We start from the raw sequence: 23,450 nt of genomic DNA, 5'->3' as shown, positions 1-23,450 counted from the left end.
TAGCAAGAGCATGCGTATTAAAACAAAAGCTGCATGAGCACATAGAAAAGTATCGTTTTTTTGATGAGGGCAAAACAAAACTTTACAGCAAAAATGGCATCAAAGACTCAGACAGTGTTTCAAAAACAGAATTTAAAGTAAGAAATATAACGCTCATGAACATAGAAAAATCCTCAGAGATTCTCAAAAACAAACTTTAGGCTGGCGGCCCCACTTAGCTGAACTAGGCAGAGGCAGGGCACGGCCCCAGTGAACTAGCCAGCGGCTATCCCCAAAACTGCGAATGGTAACAACGAACAATAGCATTACTTCCATCCAGCCTTGAATTCTAAAGGACTTACTCCCTCAATCTGCTTAAATATCCTTGAGAAATAATATAAGGGAGTTATTCCGCAGGCAGCTCCAACTTCCTCCACCGTCATATCTGTGAATCTAAGTAGCTGCTTGGCATGGGTAATTCTCACCACCAATAGGTAATTTATGATAGATGTTCCGAATTGTTCCTTAAAGCTTCTTGATAAAGAATACTTATTTTTCAAAAACATATCCGATAACATATCAAGTGATATCTTTTCCGAATAGTGTGTATCAATATATTCCTTAACATCATATAAGGATTTTGTGTTTGGATCAGATCTTTTAGCTTCTGGATTCCAGCTAAATGACATCAAAAAAGTCATAAGAGCAGACAAGTATTCGTTGATCCTGATATCTCTGATATAGTCCGCTGAATGTGCCACATCATTTATTTTCTTCCATATTTCTTTTGGTATTCCCAGTTCTTCTGGTCTAAATACCGGCTGACCACCTCTGTCCACATACTTCATATATATAGGGAGTACATTTTCTCCATTAAAATGTATCCACTCCAATCTCCAAAGATTATTAGAAGTTCTGTGAGAATACGGCTTCTGGCAGTTGATAAATACGCAGTCTCCGGCCTCAATCTCATAGAGTTTGCCTTCATAGTCAAGGTATCCGCTTCCCTCTTTTACATAGAAAAATAAAAACGAAGACAGATTCTGTCTTTTACTAATGTGCGTTTTTTGAGCTTTTAAACTACCAATTTCCTGTAAATATATGAGATTATTTTTTGCAAATTCCGAGGCAGTATACAGCAATCTGTCAGAGGATACATACTCACCTTGAAATAGTTTTTCGCCCATTTTACCGCTTCCTTTCATATTTTCTCTTCTGTTTTATATAGTATAATTTTCATGTCAAGATAATGCAAATCAAAATCAAGAAAATGAATTGCTTTTATATTATTCTCTAAATATAATCATTATGAACATTAAACATTTGATTATTTGAGAGGTAAAAAAATGGCTAAAAAAGCTCTTATTACAGGAATCACAGGCCAGGATGGTTCATACCTTGCTGAGTTCCTTCTTGAAAAGGGTTATGACGTTCACGGAATAATCAGAAGATCTTCTGTAGATTACAGAGAGAGAATCGCTCATCTTGAAGGAAAGCCTAACTTCCATTTACATTATGGTGACCTTGGTGACTCAATGAGCATCATTGGAATCGTATCTAAGGTTCGCCCAGACGAGATCTACAACCTTGCAGCTCAGTCTCACGTTCAGGTATCTTTTGATTCACCTGAGTTTACAGCAGACGTAGACGCTGTAGGTGTTACAAGAATCCTTGAAGCTGTTCGTCAGTGTGGTCTTACTGAGACATGCCGTATCTATCAGGCTTCAACATCTGAGCTTTACGGTAAAGTTGAGGAAGTTCCACAGAACGAGAAGACTCCTTTCCACCCATACAGCCCATATGCAGTTGCTAAACTCTATGGTTTCTGGATCGTTAAGGAGTACAGAGAAGCTTACAACATGTTCTGCTGCTCAGGTATTCTTTTCAACCACGAGTCAGAGAGAAGAGGCGAGACATTCGTTACACGTAAGATCACTCTTGCTGCTTCAAGAATTGCTCAAGGCAAGCAGGACAAGTTATACCTTGGAAATCTTTCAAGTCTTCGTGACTGGGGTTATGCTAAGGATTATGTTGAGTGTATGTGGCTCATCCTTCAGAATGACAAGCCAGAAGATTTCGTAATCGCTACTGGTGTTCAGCACTCAGTTAGAGAGTTCGCTCAGCTTGCATTCCACTATGCTGGTATCGAGCTTGAGTTTAAGGGCGAAGGCGCTGATGAGAAGGGTTATGACAAGGCTACAGGTAAGGTACTTGTTGAGGTATCTCATGACTTCTACAGACCTACAGACGTTGTTAACCTTTGGGGTGATCCTACCAAGGCAAAAGAGAAGCTTCACTGGAATCCACAGTCAACATCTTTCGAAGATCTCGTAAGGATCATGGTTGAGCATGATATGGCTAAGGTTGCAGTTGAAAGAGCTAACGAACATGTAGAATTCAATCTTGCAGAATTCCTTGAAAAGGGTATTGATAAATAAAAAAGAAGGTGACAGATATGATGGATTACGGTGCAAAAATATATGTTGCTGGCCACAGAGGAATGGTTGGTTCAGCAATCGTTCGTGAATTAAAGAAACAGGGCTACTTCAATATCGTAACCAGAACACACGCAGAGCTTGACCTCACCAGACAGGATGAGGTTGAGAAGTTCTTTGCAGAAGAAAAGCCTGAATATGTTTTCCTTGCAGCTGCTAAGGTTGGCGGAATCATGGGTAACTCAGAGGCTCTTGCAGATTTCATGTATGACAACATGATCCTTGAAATGAACGTTATCCACTCAGCTTGGAAGAATGATTGTAAAAAGGTTGAGTTCTTAGGTTCATCCTGCATCTACCCAAGAATGGCTCCTCAGCCAATGAAGGAAGATTGTCTTCTTACTTCAGAACTTGAAAAGACCAACGAAGCTTATGCACTTGCTAAGATCTCAGGTCTTAAGTACTGCGAATACCTCAACAAACAGTATGGAACTGACTATATTTCAGTTATGCCTACTAACCTTTATGGACCAAATGATAACTATCATCCAACTCATTCACATGTACTTCCAGCTCTTATCAGACGTTTCCATGAAGCCAAGGAGCAGAACCTTCCTTACGTAACATGTTGGGGAGATGGAAGTCCACTTAGAGAATTCCTCTATGTTGATGACCTTGCTAACCTCTGCGTATTCCTTATGAATAACTACAGTGGAAACGAGACAGTCAACGCTGGTACAGGAAAAGAGCTTACTATCAAAGAGCTCACAGAAAAGGTTGCAGCAATCATCGGTTACACTGGTGAGATCAGATGGGATCCTTCAAAGCCAAACGGAACACCAAGAAAGCTTCTTGATGTTTCAAAAGCAAAGAATCTTGGTTGGACCTATAAGACTGAACTTGATGACGGTATCAAGCTTGCTTATGAAGATTTCCTTCATAACCCAATGCGTGCTGAAAGATAAGAACAGGCATTATAAAAGGCGATGCATAATCTGCATCGCCTTATTTTTTTGATCATTTAAATTCACAAGCTATATAAATATCTCCGTTTCCATTGTCATAATAAGCTATTCCAACGCTAGAAAAGCTTTTTCTCATGACATTTGCCTGATGCTTTGGACTAAGGAGCCATGCAAGTACTACATTTTCAGGATTGGACTGCTCTTCATTTCTTGCATGCGCCAAATTTTCACCCTTTGCCGCACTGGAAACTGTATGCCAAGCTTTTCCATTTGGTCTTGTATGAGAAAACCTTGAAGCGCACTCTGCCGCCCTAGTTGTAGCCGCTTCCTGAAGTGTTTCATCAACTGTATAAGCTGGAAGTCCAGCCTCTGCTCTTGCTGCATTCATATATGCCAGAACATCATCTGCTCCTGCAGCCTTACATTCAAAGGAATATGCTCCAAAAAGCATAAACACTATAGCCGTTAACATTATTAAGGTCCTTATATTCTTTTCCCTCATAAAGTACCTCTTTTCAAAATGGTGATCTACTGTTTCATCATTTCTGTATATTTATGATACTTTATTTCGGAGCACAGAAGCTCTTTATTAACGTTATTTAGGCTATTCTTAATACATTGTTTAGAATAGAATCAATTGTTAATTTATTTTTTATAGTTAAAATTGTATTTTTATTAAATATTCGTCAAACGCCTGTTTTATCTACCTTTCGGCTTAAAACCATCATGGATATTCTTGCCGATAAATTCCATTTCATCTGAAAGATCATGAGTTGCTGCTGGAAATGGTTCATAGCCTATCTGATCTCCTTCAGCTGGATAATAGAAGGTTACCCCTGATATTTCAAAGGTCTTTGTCTCATATGTGCCATAATCCTGCTGCGCAAGGAAATACTTAGCATTAAATCTAGGATACTCATCTCTTATAAGATTTATTCCCTTAAATACGATCCATAATGCTAAAAGAGCCACAAATACCTTGAGCATATAGTCCTTAGCCTTTTTATCTACTCTGTTACTTAGCAGGATAAACATTCTTCCAAAGATAACCGCTACTACAAGCCACACATATACTATGCCGTATCTGATAAGCGGAGCACTCATAAACCAAAAGATCATGCACCCGATAAGAGTAGCGCCGATTGTCAAAAAATCTGCAAGATTAAGCATACTTCTATGGCTTATCTCAAAGACCTTATTGTTTAACTTATGTGTTTTTCTCTCTGACGCAGCCAAAAGAAAATATAAGAAGCAAACAATATAGATCACTATTGCAACTAATGCCAGTACGACCATAGCCTTGTTCATCATAGAAAGGCTGCTAAACCAATGTGGGACCCATTCCTTCATGGTTACATGCCCATAATTTGTTACATCATTATAGCCTCGTCCAAAGGTCTTTATCTCAAGAGCGTCAAACTCTGCGACTCCCTTTGGTATTTCCCAATCAAAACCGAAGAAATCCAAGATCGTTACGGGGTAAAGTACCCAGCCGGATATGATCACATTTCTTGTAAGGAACGGTAGCACAATAAAGAGCACTAAAAGTATAGATATACCAAAGGCCTTCATTTTCTCTTTTGTCCTATCATGGAATAGCATATAGATAGGAATTATGGCTAAAAGAACCATTGGTGCTGCTGAAAGCTTGATAGTAACTGCATACACACCTAACATAGTCAGCTGAATATAAGGTACATAAGATTTTTCATGCCTTACATACATATCAAGCCAGTGTATTATGGTATAAAAAACCATGGTCTGAAGGAAATAATCTGACGCAGGCGCTACCATCTCATCATAGATAGTAAAAAGATAATAGATAGCTGCTACTCTTGCAAAATCAGAAAGGACAATATGTCCACGCCTAACCACATTTTTGATATCAAGACATTGCCAAGCGAGAAGCAGAGCAAAGAAACCAGCCATAACATGATATGACTGTCCACCTAAAAAAGCCATGCTATAAAGAGCTGACAGTGCAAATGATGCACTATTGTAGGCTAATCTCACATGTAGATTGCCCAAGCCTTTGACAATACCATAGTCTTCTATCCAGTGGATAGCCTGTGCATGATAAAGATCTGAATCATAGTGCATTATTCCGTGGGATGTGCCATATGCCATAAGCAAAAAGATAAGAATATAGAATATTCCATCCAGATTAGAGCTGAGGACATGATGCATATCCTGAAGATCTTCTAAAAGTTCTTCTCTGTAATATACAGCCGCCACAACACAATATAAAATAAGAATAATATTAGCCTTTAAGCCAACGCCCTGGAAAATACTAAAGATTTCGGAAAAGACTGTCACTACGACAATTCCCGTGACAATATAAGACTCCCTGAAATGTGTCTTATATTTTTTGACAATTCCATTTTTAAGGGTAGCCATACCCGGCCATGATGACATCATCTTAAGAAAAGAATAGCCAACCAGGTATGTTGTGATAATTACATATAGCCATATCAACATGACTGTTATCATAAAATGCTAGTCCCCCAAAATGTCATTTATAATGATCATAGGCTGATAACGATCGCGCCTACTACAATTCCTAAAATAGCTCCAAAAAGCACCTGTAATGGAGTATGGCCTACAAACTCCTTGAGCTTTTGCTCAACAGGGATGTCCTGGTCAAGCTCTTTGAACCAGTCCATCATATTGTTGATCACGACAGCCTGCTTACCAGCCTGTCTTCTAACGCCCATTGCGTCATGCATTACTATAAGGGCAAGCACGCCAGAAATAGCAAATTCAAAAGAACCTGCTCCATAAGTTAAAAATGTTGATGTTACAAGAGCCATAACTGTGGCTGAGTGTGAACTTGGCATCCCGCCATCACCCATAAGTCTCTCAGGATTGAAGTTTTTATTAACTATCACATAAATGATAGTCTTTAAAACCTGAGCCACAAACCAGCCCCAAAATGCTGACATCAATATTCTATTGCTAAAAATATCTGAAATAAAATCCATAAAACAATCCTTTTAAAGTAGTTCTTTTAAATACTGCTCAATAGCATCGTGCCAGTCTGCAAACATAAAGTCAGATGTGAGCTTGAACATATAGTTCTCAAGGATACTGTAGGCTGGTCTAGGTGCAGACTGAGGATTCTTGGAAACATATTCCTGTGTTGTAACATGATTAACCTTTGTCTTCTTGCCAGCAATCCTAAAGATCTCTTCTGTGAAATCTGCCCAGTTAGTATCTCCTTCACATGTACCATGGAAAGTTCCATAATTCTGTGTTGGAAGAAGATAATGAATAGCCTTAGCAAGCTCAGTTGTACTTGTTGGTGTTCCAAGCTGATCCTTTACCACGCTAACTTCATCATACTTCTCAGAAAGTGAGAGCATTGTCTTAACAAAGTTCTTACCATCTCCATAAAGCCATGCTGTTCTGATGATAAAAGACTCTTTAGCAAACTGCTTTACAAACTCTTCACCAGCAAGCTTTGTTTTACCATAAACACTTACAGGGTTTGTTTTATCAAACTCAACATATGGTCTTGTTCCATTTCCTTCAAAAACATAATCAGTAGAAACATGAACAAGCTTAGCCCCTACTTCTGTAGATGCTATAGCAAGGTTTCTTGGTCCGATAGCATTGATCTTGTATGAAAGATCAACATCGCTTTCCTGCTTATCAACTGCTGTGTATGCAGCACAGTTAATAATAGCTGAGGGCTTAACTTTTCTTGCAAGTTCGACTACTGCGTCTACATTTGTAATATCAAGAGGAGTGATTCCCTCTCCCTGAAATACATCTGTATTAACAAGTTCATATTTGCCATTAAGTTCCTTATTGATTGCTCTACCAAGCTGTCCATTGCAACCTGTTACAATTATTGTTTCCATATTGTTCTCCTATTAATCACAAAATCGGACGGCATCACTGCCGTCCAATTAGAAATATCAATCTGCGTAGGTGACACCATTTACTTCAAACTTTGAGAATGAACCGCCCTTTTCCTGAATTACAAAGATCATTGTCTTACCGGTATTGAGTACGATCTCATTGCCGTTGTCATCATAGTAAGTAGTAGGACCGTAGTCATCTGTCTTCTCCCATTTGATGTGGATCATCTTGCCCTTAGTAATGTAATATCCATCACGTGTTGTATCATGCATCTGATAAGCAAGATAACCGTTATCATCACGAACTTCATGATATGTTCTCTGAATGATTACATTTGAGAATGCAAGCTGTTCTCCGGTAAGTGCATCTTTCTGTTCTGCACCATAAAGTGTTTTAAGATATACCTCTTTTTCTGGATCGTATTTAAGTGCTGACTTTGTTACAGGGAAGCATCCTGCCATGTTAATCTCTGTAGCATCTACAGCATCTGAATAATCTGATAATGTGTTAGGATTTGAATAGCCAGTAAATGTGAAGTGTGACTCGCCTTCAAATTCATCTCTATGTTCAAGTGAAAAACCTGCTTTATCGATAGCAGAAGATACATGTGCGCCATCTGTGAAAGCTGTGTGCTCAGAAGTACTTCCCTCAGGGATTCTGAAGAATGCGCCATAATCTGAACCCATTACACCGCCAACACCATTTAAGTTATCAACATCCTTACGAGTAAGGATTGTCTTAACATAGAGCTCTGGTCCGCCATAGTGAACGATAACCGGATCATACTCAAGTGCAGCGTATACGAAGTAATCTCTGATACTACGGATATTTCCAATCTGGCTAAGATTCTGCCAGTCCTCTAAAATACCCATCTGACGGCTCATGCTTCCCTCTTCCATGATCTCATAGAATACAGCAACGTTACTAAGTCCATACTGTGGCTGAGCCTCTTTGTTTATAGGATACATAACAGCTAAAGGTCTGTTCTTGTTTACTTCTTCATCAACCCACTCATTAGTGAAGTAGCTTCTAACCATTCCTTCTGCAGGTGGTGTGTCTTCATCAACTACTTCTGAAGATGCTTCTGAAGCAGCGGCTACTGGAGTCTGTTCTACATTTTCAAGTTTCTCAACACTAAGTCCTGTTACAGATTCATCATTTGAAGAACCGCAACCAAATACCATAGCTGCAGCTAAGCTAGCAGCTAAAATAGCTTTAACCTTTTTCATTACCGAAAGTTCCTCTCTAATTTTTTACGCATGTGATAGTTTATCACAATATGCTTTTATTCGCCAAGTCCCGTTTCAATGGCCTGTACAAGAGCATCCATAGCCTCTTCTTCATCAGGTCCATCGCACTTAAGTGTAAGCTCATCGCCGCATTTGATACATGCCCCCAGAACGCTGAGTACACTCTTGGCATTAGCTGTATTATCACCATAACTAAATGTTATGTGGGATTTGTAATTCATTGCTACTTTACACAAGTTACCCGCCGGACGAAGATGAAGTCCAGTGGGATTACTGATAACCACCTTCTGACTTATCATATTAAAGCATAACCTCCTCGATCAGCTTAGCAAGCTTCTTGGCCTCTTCTTCAATCTTGCCCTGATCCTTACCCTCAATCATAACTCTTACTAATGGCTCTGTTCCTGATGGTCTGATAAGAACTCTTCCATCACCAGCGAACTGTTTCTCAAGATCTGCAATTGCTCCTGCAATCTCAGGATAATCCATATAAGCATCCTTCTTGTGAGTTGGCACATGAGCATTTACAAGAGCCTGAGGCATAACCTCCATAACCTTGGCAAGTTCTGATAATGGCTTACCAGTCTTGACCATAACCTCAAGCAAATGAAGTGCTGACAGCAATCCATCACCTGTTGTATTGTCATCAAGGAAAATGATGTGTCCAGACTGCTCACCGCCAAGATTAGCACCAATCTCTTTCATATGTTCAAGAACATATCTATCGCCAACCTTAGTCTTATCCACTTGGATTCCTTCTCTTTCAGCCATCTTAAAGAATCCAAGATTACTCATAACTGTAGCAACGATAGTATTCTTGGCAAGCTTTCCGTTGTCCTTCATATACTTACCGATAATAGCCATGATCTCATCGCCATCGACCATCTTACCATTTTCATCTACAGCAAGAAATCTGTCAGCATCGCCATCAAAGGCAAGACCTACATTTGCCTTCTCAGTTACAACTCTTCCCATAAGCTCTTCCATATGAGTTGAACCGCAACCAGCGTTGATGTTAGTTCCATCCGGATTATTGTGTATTACTATAACCTCAGCACCAAGCTGTCTGATAGCTTCTACAGAAGTATAATATGAAGCACCCTCTGCACAGTCCATAACAACCTTCATACCCTTAAGGTTAATATCTACCGCATTAAGATTGTGGTTAATGTACTCTTCTCTAGCGTCTGTTCTGTTTTTGATCTTACCAACACCTGCTCCTGTTGGCATCTTAACTCCATCCATGTTGTTCTTGATAAGAGCTTCAATCTCATCTTCAAGAGCATCTGGAAGCTTGTATCCATTGCCATCAAAGAACTTGATACCATTAAACTCCATTGGATTGTGTGAAGCAGAAATAACTACGCCAGCATCTACCCTGTACTTCTGAGTAAGATATGCTACACCAGGAGTTGGGATAACTCCAACATTAACTACGTCTGCACCTACAGAACATGCACCAGCCATAAGTGCACTTGCAAGCATGTCACCTGAAAGTCTTGTATCGCATCCAACCATGATCGTTGGCTTGTGGTTTACCTCTTTTGATAAAACATAAGCTCCAGCCTGTCCAAGCTGCATCGCAAGTAATGGTGTAAGCTCATCATTAGCCACACCTCTAACACCGTCAGTACCAAATAATCTTCCCATTACAATAACCTCTTAATCTTAATTATTCTTTTCAACTTTGACATATACGCTTACAGGAGCTTTTTCCTTGACTCCCTCAGGCAGATTCCATTCTACCTGCGCTGTATATGTACCTTCTGTCATTTCTGTTAAGCCATTACTTTCTAATATTTCATCAATATCTACTGTTCCTTCAAGACTTCCAGCAGAAATTGCATCAAGCTCTGATTTAAGTCCCTGAAGAGTTAAGGATACAGTATCATGTTCGCTATCGTCAATATTTATATCAAAGCCATCGACTTCTCCTGAAACAGTAACATTCTTGGTGCTTACATCATAGGTCTCTTCAGAAACACTGCCGATGTGAACAACAACAGCTGCTGTTCCATGATAATCAGGATCACCAAATGTAACGCCAGATGGCAGGTACTTGCTAACATCAACAGTATAGTTGAGGTTCTTAGAAAGACCTGTGACATTAAGTCCATCATCCTTGATAGTGATCTCATTTACAGAAGAGATAACGCTGCTCCTTCCAGCGATCAGAACTTCAGAAGGATTGCTGTCTATCTTTCCTGTGAGTATATATCCATTTGCAGGTTCGCCAGTTACTACATAGTTAAGAGGAACATACTTGGTTCCATAGATAGAAACGTTCACGCGAACTGACTTGATATTCATCGATACCTGAGAACTGTCTACAGGATTACCATCTGCATCATACAAAATGATGTCTGCATCAGTTCCAATATTTGAAGTAAAGCCTGTTACATCGACATCAACTTCTGCAGACTGAATGTTCTGGATAACTGACTCTGGTCCGTTTATCCTGATCATATTCTGCTCTGTTGTAACATCTCCGATGATATAGCCATCAGACAACGTTCCGGAAGTAGTCGCTGTAAGAGCCAATGTCTTGGAAGCTTTACGCTCCACGCTGAGTTTGACAACGTCCGTACTGGTGACGATCTTTTGGATCTTGTCACTATATTTATTAGTCGTAACATTGATGGTTACTGTATTAAGGCTAGATAAATCCTGAACATCAGCTGTAGCAACCACATTGTTCTGGCTAAGTGAATCAATTATAGATCTGGGCGCATAAATAGTAACCGAACTGATAGTATCGCTACCATCAAGTATGGTGTACACCTGACCCTGATCTGTGATCAGATTTGTATTCTTGAGCGTTACAGGAACGTTCGTATATCTTACTGAAATAACCGGATCATTAATATTAGTAACAAGAAACCATATTATGATTGCAAAAATAAGAGAAGCAAGTTTGAGTCCCCAATTAGATGTAATCTTCTTCATTTTCTCACCTTAGCCTTTCTGGCAAGATGTTTGATAGGAGTCTCTTCTGTATGCTTGTCCTGCAAGATTCTCAAACGTTCTCTCAGCCTGTCGCTATCTACTGCTCTTTCAAGCTCGCCTTCGTAGGCAATACTTATTTTTCCTGTTTCTTCTGAAACAATGATAGTAAGTGAATCTGTAGCCTCTGAAACACCGATACCGGCTCTATGTCTAGTTCCAAGTTCCTTACCAATTCCCATATTATCCGACAAAGGAAGATAACATGTCGCCGCTGTCACTCTGTCGCCTCTGATGATGACTGCACCATCATGAAGCGGTGTATTATGTTCGAATATATTGATAAGTAGCTGGCTTGTAACAATACCATCTACATCTATTCCTGTTCTTTCATACTCAGCAAGAGGATGATTCTGCTCAATAACAATAAGGGCACCAGTTCTGACTTTACCCATTTCAACACATGCTCTTACTATCTCATTTAATGTTCTGTCTGAAAAACGGCCTTCTGTCTTGGGATCCCCCAAAGATAACACATTGGAAAAGAAATTTTTTCGTCCCAGCTCTTCCAACGCTTTTCTAAGTTCTGGCTGCAGTATTACAACCATAGCTATGATAGCTATACTGAATACTCTCTCGACAATCCATAGGATAGTAGACATATTAAACAGCGCAGCTATCAAAATAAAGACAACTATGACGATTATTCCCTTTAAAAGAGACCATAATCTTGTATTTTTTGCCCACACTAAAATATGATATACCAGAAATGCGATAATAAAGACTTCTAGTATATCTGAAAATCTTATAGTCGGCATGTGCAGACTAGTTCTATTAAAATCAAAAAGAAAATCTATCTGCTTCATAGTGTTCCTTTATATCTTATCTGTGCTGTTCTCTAGCACGATTTATCTTTTTTACTTTTCTCTCTGGAGTTGAAACTGTAACCTTAGGTACAGCCTTAACATAATAGTAGTACTCATCATCTTCGAACTGAACTTTCTCTGTTCTGCTGTAATCAAGGCTGAAGGAGAAGAATTCTACAACCAGCATCAAAAGAGCTGAGATAATTGTACCAAATATCACTCCAATTATCGAAATCTCTGCATCACACACAAGACTTCCAATGAGAATACAAATGATAAGTGAGATTGCTCCGCAAGCAATGGCGATTTTCCATGAATTATCTGCTGAAGATCTGCGGATCATATATACAATAACTACTGTTATCGCAAAAGCTACGATCATAACGATCATAGTCTTGTTACCAATAATTCCTGCAAGGATCGTATGGAACTCATTAGCAGCCTCTACTACTCCATCACTTCCAAAGGTTGCTGCGTTAGATGAAAAGTAAGAGATTACAAACGAAATAACTACTCCAAATGCAACAGACACTGCAGATGCAGGTGTTCCAAGAAGTCCCATCGCAAGTGGCATAACAAATGGGATATGAAGAAAATAAAAGACAGGAGTAAGTAAAACAGCCAGTGTATCCTTAGGTGAGAACCTGAAATACAATAAAAACATCAGCACAAAAATGATTGCAACGATCATTGCACATTCAGGTGCCAACGCATATAAATGTCCAAGAATAAACACAGCTGAAATAAATACAATAAAGTTTGCTGGAAGGATGGCGCAAAGAAGTGCAGCCATCATAACAATAGCAAAGTTATTGAGAGAATTCATATAACCAAGCTTGCCATTGATCATTAAAATAGATACAAGTGCAAGCAAGAACTTCCAAATGTAAGTAATGTAAGTTTCATTTTTGATATAAAATTTTTTGATGTATTGCTTTAATTCTAAAAGTGATGTCATGATATCATTGTTCCTTTTCGTACATTCTTGCTAGTTTTTTCAGATTTCCATAATACTCTTTCATATTCTTGCGCATCTTGGAATAACGATAGGAATAGATGATATATGATGCAAGAGAATACACGCCAACAAGCAGGAGGTAATATATAAGAAACCTCCTGCCGATTGTCAGTAAATTATCAGTATTATAAAGATTAGATATTACATTTTCAAAATCATAAAGTGCATATGTACCAACAATAATTGCAAAAACTATTGTAGCACTGATCACCGACTTGATAATGTTAAAGCCAATGTAATCACTTCTAAAGTAGGAATTGATAGTTCCGTTCTTTTTGCCTTCACGATCCATAAACGCAGTCATCTTGGTCATCAAAATGACTTTTTCTTCATTTAACATTTTTGCTCCTTAAGTATCCAGGAAGCGCATACCTGCCTTAGTCTCTTTCTTTACAGGCTGCTGCTGAACAGCAGGCTGAGGCTTAGCAAATGTATTAGTTAAATTATTTGCCATAGTACCTTTACATTTAGCACAAAATCTTCCTGTCAAAATAGGCTCTCCACACTTTTCACACTGAAGTGCAATTGGAGATCCCTCTGAGAACATTAGTCTCTCTTCACGGATCCACTGCTGAATCTGCTTTGTTGTAACCCCATTATCTTCGGCGATCTGCTTAATATCGGCATGTGGATTTTCCTCAATGTACTTCTTTACATTTTGAAAATCTTCTTCCAATGCCTTTTTACATGGCTCACAGATAGGCTGTCCACCGATGTAATTAAACATCTTTCCGCACCTAGAACAATTACGAATGTTCATAATTCTGACCTCCATTTATGTTAAGTAGTTTGCCCGATAGCTAGTGTCAGAGAATAAACATTCTCCACTCCCGCCATCTGAAACTCATGGGCGATCTCATCAATGGTACTTCCTGTTGTATAGATGTCATCAATAATAAGTATACACTTAAATTTTACATCATTTCGCACTATATTAAAAGCCTTTTTCAAATTAATGCGCCTGCCTCTGGCGTCCAGTTTCTTCATTGGCAATGTCGGTCTGGCTCTGACTATGATGTCATCTCTATATTCAATTCTTAGTTCCCTTGCAAGCTTTTTGGCGTATACTTCAGCCTGATTATAGCCTCTCTGCTTTTTCTTCCCACTATACATTGGAACAGGTATTATTGCTTCAACACCAAGCTGCTTTATCTTTTTAGACAGCTTTTTGGTTGTTACACGAGCATAGTAATCTGCATATTCCTGTCTTCCCATGTATTTGAATTTATATATGGATCCAGATATGCTCCTATACTGAAACACGCCAAAGTTTCTTTCAAATCTATGCTTTATTCGTACACAGTCACTACAGTACTCACTGTCATTTCCCATTCCAAGCTGCTTGCCGCATTTCATGCATTTTGAACCAGATATAAGCCTTACCTTTTTCTGGCATTCTAAATGAACGAGCTCTCCACTTTTAACCAGCTCATCACATATAGGGCAGTGCCTTGGATACAAAAAGCTCAGGGCTTTATCAATAAAATCAAATTGCATCAAAAACTTCTTTTATCCTATCTGAAAGTCCTGTATATCTCCTGAGTTGCTCCTCATTATCAACCATAGTCATCAGAGTCTGGCTACTTCCAAGGATACAGACCGTACTCTTAGCCCTTGTGACCGCCGTGTAGAGAAGATTTCTGTTAAGAAGCATTCTTGGTCCGCCAAGGAGTGGCAAAATAACTGCAGGGTACTCACTTCCCTGTGATTTATGTATCGTAATAGCATAAGACAGCTCAAGCTCATCAAGTTCAGAGAAAGGATACCTGACTCTTCTGTGCTCATCAAATTCCACCACAAGATCCTGAGAATATTCATTGATTTCTTTTACTATTCCCATGTCTCCATTAAAGATTCCCATTCCAGAATCTATAGGAACATTGTATTTACCTACAACTTCCCATTCAGCCTGATAGTTATTCCTGATCTGCATGACTTTGTCACCTTCACGAAGTGTCATATCGCCATAGGTATGCTCTTTTTTAGAAGGATCCGGCGGATTTAAATATTCCTGAAGAACCAGATTTAATTGCTGTGCTCCAAGTGGTCCTTTTTTCATAGGTGTCAGCACTTGAATATCATAAGGTCCGGCATCAACATACGCAGGAAGCTTATCCCTGATGAGCTGTACCATATGTTTGTATATGACGTTACTGTCATTTCTTTCAAGGAAAAAGAAATCCTTACTCTTATTATCAATAACAGGCTTTTCACCGTTGTGGATCCTGTGGGCGTTCATTACTATGTCACTCTCTTCCGCCTGCCTGAAGATCTTTTTCAGATATATAGTCGGAAACTTCTGGCTGGAAATGAGGTCACTAAGCACCTGACCTGCTCCAACGCTTGGAAGCTGAGAACTATCTCCCACCAGTATCAGGTGTACTCCAGGTACCAAAGCTTTTAACAATGAATAAAAGAGATGTGTATCTACCATGGACATCTCGTCAATGATGATGGCATCTGCTTCCAGAGGATTATCTCGATTTCTCTCAAAATGAACGCCTGAGCCTTTTTCATCATCCATCTGTCCTGAAACTTCAAGCAATCTGTGTATGGTCCTGGCCTCGTATCCTGTAGTCTCAGTCATGCGCTTTGCTGCTCTCCCCGTAGGTGCCGCCAGCATTATATCCATGCCCTGACTCGCATAATATTCAATTATAGTGTTGATAGTGGTAGTCTTACCCGTACCTGGTCCACCGGTTATTATCACCACTCCATTAGAAATGCTCTTTAAAACCGCATCTCTTTGAAGGGTATCAAGCTCAATGCCTTTTCTCTTTTCAATCTCAAGTATCCTGTCCAGATAAATCTTTTCCTCAGCCGGCTCAGTCTTCTCAGTAAGATTAAGATCAGAGAGCATTACTGCGCAGCCCTGCTCCTCATAGTAAAAACTGGCAGCAAAAATATTAGTGTCATTCTTGACCACCAGCTTCTTGTCAATTGTAAGGTTAGCTATTTGAGTGCGAACACTTTCTGAATCGATAAGCGCTTCTGGTCCTGTTTCCAAAAGTGCTAATGTCTTGGGCACAAGCTCATCAATAGGAAGATATGTATTTCCATCAAGCGATGCCTGTAAAAGAGTGAACAAAATGCCGCTTCTGATCCTGTATTCTGAATCGACTCTTATTCCGATCTTACCCGCAATCTCATCTGCAGTTCTAAAACCAATACCGGAAATATCATCAGCAAGCTGATATGGATTCTCCTGAATGATGCCATATAGCCTTGATCCATAGGTATTAAAAATCTTAACAGCCATGGTATTGCTGATACCATATTGAGAGAGAAACATCATGGCATCGCGCATTTCCCTCTTTTCAGCCATCTGCATAGCAATATCTATAGCTTTTTTCTCACTGATTCCTTTGATCTCAGCAAGTCTCTCAGGCTCATCTTCTATGATCCTAAAGGTTTCAGCGCCAAACTTCTTAACAATTCGTGCAGCCAGAGCTTCTCCAACACCTTTGATAGCTCCTGATCCAAGATATCTCTGCATAGAAACAGCATCATCCGGCATAATGATCTTGAAATTAGCCACTTTGAGCTGCTCACCATAAACCGGGTGATTTACAATATCGCCTTCAATCTCCAGAGTATCTCCCACATCAGCATCCTTGAATATGCCAGTGCAGACCAGTTCCTCTCCGTCCACAACAAGGCTCACTACTCCATAACCATTCTCGGCGTTTTTATATATAAAATGATCAATGTATCCTTTAACAACTTCTTTTTCCATAGCAAATAGTATACCACAACAAAAAGCGCGCAATCCTTAAGTTTTCTTAAGAATTACGCGCTATATTATTCATCAGTTATTTATTTTCCAACTTTCCTTCCGGAATGTCGTAATTACGCTTCAAGTTCTCATACAGCATCTGTGCAAATCCATTACTCTGAGTATCAACGGATGTTGAACAAACTTCCTGAAGTGTCTGATCTTTAAAGAAATCCACCAAAGTGTTTGTGGAATTATCTCCCTTTTCAGGTTTAAGAGCATCTACAGACTTCTGCATCTCTTTGAACATCTGCTCCAAGAAGTAAGCTTCAAAACCTTTGCAGGCTTCCATAAGCTCATCATCAGTAGATGACTTAGAAGTGCTCTCAAGCTTCTTTTGAAGAGCAACTGTACTTGCATTCTTGCTCTCCTGCATGGCATATTCAGTTACCGCGGTAGCATTAAGCCCCTTAATATCTAATCCAGCCATATTAGCTCCTTACTTTATCTCTTAAGACCATTAGCAGTCTGCATCATCTCATCAGTTGTCTGGATTGCTGTTGAATTCATTTCGTAAGCACGCTGTGCAACGATAAGGTTTACCATCTCTGTTGCTACATTTACGTTTGAACCTTCAAGATAACCCTGAACGATCTCACTAACCTTGATATTGTCTGCATCTGCCTCAAGAACAGGCTCACCGCTTGCTGCTGTCTCTTTCCAAGCTGCACTACCCACTCTCTCAAGACCTTCTCTATTTCTGAACTGCCAGATACCAATCTGAAGATTATTAACCGGTTCAGGTACACCCTCTTCATTTGGATAATATATCTTACCATCACCACCAATAGTGATCCTGCTGGCAATAGCGTTATCAATAGTGATCGCGTTACCATCAATATCAAGCACAGGGTTACCTTCAGCTGTTGTAAGTTCTACTGTTGTTCCACCTGTCTCTGTAAGAGCCCATGTGAAATTACCGTTTCTGGTATACAACTGTGTCTCACCATCAGCATCCATATAACTAAAGAATCCATCACCACTTATAGCAAGTGCTGCTGGGTTATCACTATTCTGAAATGATCCCTGGGAAAAGAACTGATTAATGGTTGAAGTTCTAACACCAAGTCCCACCTGTGAATTGGTTGGTTTTGGTGTGCCATTAGCAGTTGTTGTTACAGTCTGAAGCTCCTGATAAAGAAGAGATTTAAACTGAGCGCCCTGTGCCTTATATCCTACAGTGTTAACATTGGCAAGATTGTTTGAAATAGTATCTACATTAGTCTGCTGGGCATTCATACCAGTTGCTGCTGACCAAAGACTTCTTACCATAAGCCACCTCCGATTTCAATATCAAATAACATTTGAATACATCCGTCCTCCGTGACCTAATGTATCTCTCTTACCGTTTATCGGCAGATTTCTGTAATTACTTAATATTGTTTGCAAAAAATATTATGAAAGTCTACCAAGCTGATTAACTGCAATATCCAAAGATGAATCCACTGTAGTGATCATACGCTGGTTAGTATCGTAATTTCTCTGAACTGCGATCATATTGACCATCTCATCGACAACTGAAACGTTGGACTGTTCAAGGAATCCGGCATAAAGCGCTGATGTTGATTCTACAGCATTGGTTCCATCGATAGGAATATACATATTCTCGCCGTAATGCTCAAGATTATTATATGTTATCCTGCCATCAGGATATGTTGTCTTCTCAAAATCAAAGCGGCCAACTGTGGCAACTACTTCACCATCCTGAATAACTTCGCCCAGAGTATTGATCTCAACCGGAAGGTCCGGGTCGATCTCAATATGACCACCATCCTGAGAAAGGACATAGTCGCCATCCTGAGTTACTAAAACTCCGTCAGCATTCAAAGTGAAATTACCATCACGTGTATACATGATATTTGTCTGATTGGCTACATCTCTCTCGATATTAACAGCTTTGTTAGTGTATTCGATTCCAAAGAATCCATAACCGCCAATAGCCATATCGAAAGTATTATTTGTTTCCTTCATTGGTCCCTCAGACCAATCTACATAGCCTTCGCCAATCTTAACACCCGGATTAATAATGCCCAGTCCACGCGCAGTGAACGGGGCATCAGTATAATCTTTTATTTTCAGCGCAAGCTGATCACTGAAAGACTGTGATGTTGCGCCTTCCTTTTTGTATCCATTAGTGTTGGCATTGGCAAGATTGTTGGTGAGCACATCCATTCTGTGTTGCTCGTTGATCATACCTGTGTAAGCAGTATAAAGACCCTTTACCATACAAAATCCCTCATACCATCCTGGTTTATTTGCAGTTCAGTCCATGAACCGCACAACAAATTATTAGTCCTGACGATAACCTACAATAAACTCAACATAGCGACCGGTTCCGATAGCAACTGCTGTCATTGGATCCTCAGCTGTCATTGTGTTAATGCCAGTCTTAGAATAGATAAGATCCTCTAAACCACGAAGAAGCGCTCCACCACCTGTAAGAACAATTCCTCTGTCAGCAATATCAGCTGCAAGCTCTGGAGGAGTATTCTCAAGTACGCTATGAATAGCTTCAATAATCTGAGATGTTGGTTCTCTTAAAGCTTCCTCAGTCTCTTCTGAAGAAACTCTTACTGTCTTGGGAAGACCTGTAACAAGGTTTCTACCACGCACGTCAAGGTAATCATTCTCAGCTCTAGGATAAGCTGAACCGATCTTGATCTTGATATCCTCAGCTGTTCTGTCACCAATGAGAAGATTATGTTTCTTTCTCATGTAACGAACAATTGCCTCATCGAAGTCATCACCGGCAACCTTAACTGATGTACTAACAACAGTTCCACCAAGTGAAATAACAGCGATATCTGATGTACCACCACCTATATCAACGATCATATTGCCGCATGGCTTAGTAATATCAATTCCTGCACCGATAGCTGCTGCAATAGGCTCTTCGATAGTCTTAACATCTCTTGCGCCACAAAGTCTTGTAGCATCTTCTACTGCCTTCTTCTCAACTTCTGTTGCTCCACTAGGAACACATACAGCAATAAAAGGCTTTCTGTGAATTCTACGACCAATTGCCTTCTTGATGAAGTATCTCATCATCTGCTCAGTGATCTTGTAGTTTGAGATAACACCCTGTCTAAGAGGTCTGACTGCAACGATGTTGCCTGGTGTACGACCAAGCATAAGACGTGCATCCTCACCAATTGCCTTGATCTCTTCTGTGTCTCTATCGTAAGCTACAACTGAAGGCTCTTTTAAAACAACACCCTTACCTCTAATGTAAACAAGTACAGATGCTGTACCTAAATCAATTCCTATATCTGCGTACTGCATAACGTATAAAACCCCTTTCAATCAACAAAATAGCAAATATTTCAGCGCATAAATGCGGATAATACAGTTTATAATATCATTAGCATTATAAACCAAATCAAAAATAATGAAAAGGGGATATCCATCTTTTATATATATCGGATATCCCCCAATTCCTCTTTATATTATTTAAGCATCTTTTTGATATATGCTCCCGTGTAGGACTCCTTGCACTTGGCAACTTCCTCAGGCGTACCTGCTACTACAACCGTTCCGCCCTTGGATCCTCCTTCAGGTCCCATATCAATAATATAATCTCCAGTTTTGATAACATCAAGATTGTGTTCTATGACTACAACTGTGTTGCCCTGTTCAACAAGCTCATGCATGATCTTAACAAGCTTCTGAACATCTGCAAAATGAAGTCCTGTTGTAGGTTCATCAAGAATATAAACAGTTTTTCCTGTTCCCACTTTACTAAGCTCTGTTGCAAGCTTAATCCTTTGAGCTTCACCGCCTGAAAGTTCAGTACTTGGCTGGCCAAGCTTAACATAACCAAGTCCAACATCATAGAGAGTCTGAATCTTTCTCTTAATGGTCTTAACATTCTCAAAGAAAGGAAGTGCCTCTTCTACAGTCATATCAAGTACATCGTAGATGCTCTTTCCTTTGTACTTAACTTCAAGTGTCTCGTGATTGTATCTCTTACCTCCGCAGACTTCACATGGAACATATACATCTGGAAGGAAGTGCATCTCGATCTTGATGATTCCATCTCCGCCGCAGGCTTCACATCGTCCGCCCTTAACATTGAATGAAAATCTGCCTTTGGCATAACCTCTTGCCTTGGCATCAGGAGTACCTGCAAAAAGATCTCTGATAAGATCAAATACTCCAGTATACGTTGCCGGATTAGATCTTGGCGTTCTACCTATAGGTGACTGATCAATGGCAATTACCTTATCAACCTGTTCAAGGCCTTCTATTCCCTTGTGCTTACCTGGAATGCATCTAGCTCTGTTGAGATCTCTTGCGAGATGCTTGTAGAGTATCTCATTTACAAAAGAGCTCTTTCCTGAACCTGACACACCTGTGACTATGGTAAGTACACCAACAGGCACATCTATATCAATGTTCTTTAAGTTATTTTCAGCTGCTCCAATTACCTTGAGCCATCCTGTAGGCTTTCTGCGAACCTTTGGAACTTCGATCTTGAGCTTGCCAGCAAGGTACTGGCCTGTGATGGACTCCTTGACCTGCATGAGCTCTTCTGCAGTTCCGCAGGCTACGATCTTGCCGCCCTTGGATCCTGCTCCAGGACCAACATCCACAATATAATCAGCAGCTCTCATTGTATCTTCATCATGCTCAACTACAATAAGAGTATTGCCAAGATCTCTCAGATTCTTGAGAGTGTTAAGGAGCTTATCATTGTCTCTCTGGTGAAGTCCGATACTTGGCTCATCAAGGATATAGCAAACGCCGCATAGTCCTGAACCGATCTGAGTAGCAAGACGGATTCTCTGGGCCTCTCCGCCTGACAAGGTACCTGTTGCTCTTGAAAGAGAGAGGTAATCAAGGCCAACATCCACTAGGAAGCCAACTCTAGCCTTGATCTCTTTGAGAACCTGCGCTCCGACTATCTCCTGATGCTCGGTAAGTTTCATGTTATCGAGATAATTCTGAAGCTCATCTATGGACATAGATGTGATCTCATAAATATTCTTGTCATCAATAGTAACAGCAAGAGATTCTTTTTTTAGTCTCTGACCGCCACAAAGCTGGCAAGGAGTGATTCTCATGTACTCTTCATACTCAGCTTTGGCTGTCTCTGAAAAAGTCTCGCGATAACGCTGCTCAACATTTTTGATAAGTCCGTCGAACAGTACCGGATAATCACCTTCTCCACGGCTACCCTTATAGTGAACATTAACAGTCTTATCCGCACCATAAATGAGCATATTCTGAACCTTCTCAGAAAGATCCTGGAAAGGTGTATCCATGCTAAATTTATATGCCTTGGCAAGCGCCTTCAAGGTTGCATTGGAAAAGCTTCCTTCTTTGTTGGATGATTGCCATCCCATAACCTGAATACAACCTTCGTTAAGTGAAAGTGACCTGTCTGGAATCATAAGATCTGCATCAAATTCCATCTTGTAACCAAGTCCTGCACAATCAGGGCAGGCACCAAATGGATTGTTGAACGAAAAGCTTCTAGGCTCTATCTCTGAAATACTGATACCACAATCAGGGCAGGCAAAATTCTGGCTAAAACTAAGCTCCTTGCCATCAATTACATCCACGATCAAAAGTCCATCAGCAAGCTGAAGAGCACTCTCAACTGAATCAGTAAGTCTGCTTCTTAAATTCTCGTTGTCGCTTCTGACTACGATCCTATCTACAATGATCTCAATGCTATGCTTGATATTCTTATCAAGCTTGATCTCTTCTTCTGTGATCTCGTACTGGCTTCCATCGATCCTTGCACGGACATAACCAGCTCTTTTGGCTCTATCAAGAGTCTTGGCATGTTCACCCTTCTTGCCTCTGACAACAGGAGCAAGGATCTGGATCTTGGTTCCATCTCCAAGAGCCATGATCTGATCACACATCTCATCTACAGTCTGGCGTCTGATCTCCCTTCCACAGTTAGGGCAATGAGGAATACCGATCCTTGCATATAAAAGTCTGAAATGATCGTATATCTCAGTCACAGTACCAACAGTTGATCTGGGATTCTTGTTTGTTGATTTCTGGTCAATAGAAATTGTAGGTGAAAGTCCCTCTATTCTCTCAACATTTGGCTTATCCATCTGGCCAAGGAACATTCTGGCATATGAAGAAAGTGACTCCATATATCTCCTCTGTCCTTCTGCAAAGATGGTATCAAAAGCAAGTGATGACTTACCTGATCCTGAAAGCCCTGTAAAAACAGTAAGGGTCTCTCTTGGTATCTTCACATTTACATGCTTTAAGTTGTGCTCACTGGCACCCCTTACTCTGATGTAATCATGGATATCAGAAGAAAGTATCCTCTTGGTCGTAGTATTCTTTTTGGTCATTCTGTTATTTTCTGACATATCATTCTCCAAAA

23 protein-coding genes are annotated in these 23,450 nt (G+C 40.0%); 3 read left to right on the top strand and 20 right to left on the bottom strand.

Features of this window, described 5'->3' with window-relative positions:
- Window positions 1-200, top strand: a 200-nt coding sequence (locus BUA02_RS16020; RefSeq protein ID WP_207647721.1) for a hypothetical protein, incomplete at its 5' end; no start/stop codon positions are given.
- A gap of 105 nt (window positions 201-305) precedes the next feature.
- On the opposite strand, the gene BUA02_RS12965 is transcribed toward BUA02_RS16020, so the two are convergent.
- Window positions 306-1,166, bottom strand: a complete 861-nt coding sequence (locus BUA02_RS12965) for an AraC family transcriptional regulator (protein ID WP_072704889.1) — start codon at window positions 1,164-1,166, stop codon at window positions 306-308.
- Between the two features lie 159 nt (window positions 1,167-1,325).
- On the opposite strand from BUA02_RS12965, the gene gmd reads away from it, so the two are divergent.
- Both gmd and BUA02_RS12955 read left to right on the top strand, forming a co-directional pair.
- On the top strand, window positions 1,326-2,417 hold the full coding sequence (gene gmd / locus BUA02_RS12960) for a GDP-mannose 4,6-dehydratase (RefSeq protein WP_072704871.1): 1,092 nt from the start codon (window positions 1,326-1,328) through the stop codon (window positions 2,415-2,417).
- A gap of 20 nt (window positions 2,418-2,437) precedes the next feature.
- The gene (locus tag BUA02_RS12955) at window positions 2,438-3,379 is read left to right on the top strand and encodes a GDP-L-fucose synthase family protein (protein WP_334292807.1); all 942 of its coding nucleotides are present in this window, start codon (window positions 2,438-2,440) and stop codon (window positions 3,377-3,379) included.
- A gap of 52 nt (window positions 3,380-3,431) precedes the next feature.
- Here the strand turns inward: BUA02_RS12955 and BUA02_RS12950 are convergent, their stop codons facing one another.
- The 19 genes from BUA02_RS12950 to uvrA form a co-directional block, all read right to left on the bottom strand.
- On the bottom strand, window positions 3,432-3,881 hold the full coding sequence (locus tag BUA02_RS12950; protein WP_072704865.1) for a CAP domain-containing protein: 450 nt from the start codon (window positions 3,879-3,881) through the stop codon (window positions 3,432-3,434).
- Window positions 3,882-4,078: 197 nt separating this feature from the next.
- On the bottom strand, window positions 4,079-5,869 hold the full coding sequence (locus BUA02_RS12945) for a DUF8201 family protein (RefSeq protein ID WP_072704862.1): 1,791 nt from the start codon (window positions 5,867-5,869) through the stop codon (window positions 4,079-4,081).
- Between the two features lie 35 nt (window positions 5,870-5,904).
- Window positions 5,905-6,360, bottom strand: a complete 456-nt coding sequence (locus BUA02_RS12940; protein WP_072704859.1) for a divergent PAP2 family protein — start codon at window positions 6,358-6,360, stop codon at window positions 5,905-5,907.
- 12 nt (window positions 6,361-6,372) lie between these two features.
- Window positions 6,373-7,242, bottom strand: coding sequence for a dTDP-4-dehydrorhamnose reductase (gene rfbD, locus BUA02_RS12935; protein WP_072704856.1), 870 nt, complete (start codon window positions 7,240-7,242; stop codon window positions 6,373-6,375).
- 57 nt (window positions 7,243-7,299) lie between these two features.
- The gene (locus tag BUA02_RS12930) at window positions 7,300-8,472 is read right to left on the bottom strand and encodes a DUF3048 domain-containing protein (RefSeq protein WP_072704853.1); all 1,173 of its coding nucleotides are present in this window, start codon (window positions 8,470-8,472) and stop codon (window positions 7,300-7,302) included.
- Between the two features lie 56 nt (window positions 8,473-8,528).
- Window positions 8,529-8,792 (bottom strand): HPr family phosphocarrier protein, encoded by a 264-nt coding sequence (locus BUA02_RS12925; RefSeq protein ID WP_071177076.1) that lies wholly within the window; start codon window positions 8,790-8,792, stop codon window positions 8,529-8,531.
- A 1-nt stretch (window position 8,793) separates the two neighbouring features.
- Complete coding sequence (gene glmM / locus BUA02_RS12920) at window positions 8,794-10,143, bottom strand: phosphoglucosamine mutase (RefSeq protein ID WP_072704851.1); 1,350 nt, start codon at window positions 10,141-10,143, stop codon at window positions 8,794-8,796.
- Between the two features lie 18 nt (window positions 10,144-10,161).
- Complete coding sequence (locus BUA02_RS12915) at window positions 10,162-11,439, bottom strand: CdaR family protein (protein WP_072704849.1); 1,278 nt, start codon at window positions 11,437-11,439, stop codon at window positions 10,162-10,164.
- Entirely contained in the window at window positions 11,436-12,302 is an 867-nt protein-coding gene (gene cdaA, locus BUA02_RS12910; RefSeq protein ID WP_071177079.1) for a diadenylate cyclase CdaA, read from the bottom strand. Before cdaA ends, BUA02_RS12915 begins: the two co-directional genes overlap by 4 nt.
- A gap of 16 nt (window positions 12,303-12,318) precedes the next feature.
- Window positions 12,319-13,260 (bottom strand): hypothetical protein, encoded by a 942-nt coding sequence (locus tag BUA02_RS12905; RefSeq protein WP_072704847.1) that lies wholly within the window; start codon window positions 13,258-13,260, stop codon window positions 12,319-12,321.
- 4 nt (window positions 13,261-13,264) lie between these two features.
- On the bottom strand, window positions 13,265-13,660 hold the full coding sequence (locus BUA02_RS12900; protein WP_071177081.1) for a hypothetical protein: 396 nt from the start codon (window positions 13,658-13,660) through the stop codon (window positions 13,265-13,267).
- Between the two features lie 9 nt (window positions 13,661-13,669).
- The gene (locus tag BUA02_RS12895) at window positions 13,670-14,080 is read right to left on the bottom strand and encodes a flagellar protein (RefSeq protein WP_072704844.1); all 411 of its coding nucleotides are present in this window, start codon (window positions 14,078-14,080) and stop codon (window positions 13,670-13,672) included.
- 20 nt (window positions 14,081-14,100) lie between these two features.
- Window positions 14,101-14,817 carry a ComF family protein gene (locus BUA02_RS12890; protein WP_072704841.1) on the bottom strand — a complete coding sequence of 239 codons (717 nt, stop codon included), beginning with the start codon at window positions 14,815-14,817 and terminating at the stop codon, window positions 14,101-14,103.
- Window positions 14,807-17,056 (bottom strand): SF1B family DNA helicase RecD2, encoded by a 2,250-nt coding sequence (gene recD2 / locus BUA02_RS12885; RefSeq protein WP_072704838.1) that lies wholly within the window; start codon window positions 17,054-17,056, stop codon window positions 14,807-14,809. The genes BUA02_RS12890 and recD2 overlap by 11 nt, the downstream gene beginning before the upstream one ends.
- A 76-nt stretch (window positions 17,057-17,132) precedes the next feature.
- Window positions 17,133-17,525, bottom strand: a complete 393-nt coding sequence (locus tag BUA02_RS12880; RefSeq protein WP_072704835.1) for a hypothetical protein — start codon at window positions 17,523-17,525, stop codon at window positions 17,133-17,135.
- Between the two features lie 14 nt (window positions 17,526-17,539).
- Window positions 17,540-18,367 carry a flagellar hook-basal body protein gene (locus BUA02_RS12875; RefSeq protein ID WP_072704832.1) on the bottom strand — a complete coding sequence of 276 codons (828 nt, stop codon included), beginning with the start codon at window positions 18,365-18,367 and terminating at the stop codon, window positions 17,540-17,542.
- Window positions 18,368-18,490: 123 nt separating this feature from the next.
- Window positions 18,491-19,321 carry a flagellar hook-basal body protein gene (locus tag BUA02_RS12870; protein ID WP_072704829.1) on the bottom strand — a complete coding sequence of 277 codons (831 nt, stop codon included), beginning with the start codon at window positions 19,319-19,321 and terminating at the stop codon, window positions 18,491-18,493.
- A 63-nt stretch (window positions 19,322-19,384) separates the two neighbouring features.
- Window positions 19,385-20,377 carry a rod shape-determining protein gene (mreB, locus tag BUA02_RS12865; RefSeq protein ID WP_071177088.1) on the bottom strand — a complete coding sequence of 331 codons (993 nt, stop codon included), beginning with the start codon at window positions 20,375-20,377 and terminating at the stop codon, window positions 19,385-19,387.
- A gap of 164 nt (window positions 20,378-20,541) precedes the next feature.
- Window positions 20,542-23,418, bottom strand: coding sequence for an excinuclease ABC subunit UvrA (uvrA, locus tag BUA02_RS12860; RefSeq protein ID WP_072704886.1), 2,877 nt, complete (start codon window positions 23,416-23,418; stop codon window positions 20,542-20,544).
- Between the last annotated feature and the right edge of the window lie 32 nt (window positions 23,419-23,450).

The sequence above is a fragment of the Butyrivibrio hungatei DSM 14810 genome, from assembly GCF_900143205.1.
GTDB lineage: Bacteria > Bacillota > Clostridia > Lachnospirales > Lachnospiraceae > Butyrivibrio > Butyrivibrio hungatei.
The sequence above is the reverse complement of the archived record's forward strand: the minus strand, read 5'-3'. Positions and strand labels throughout refer to the sequence as shown.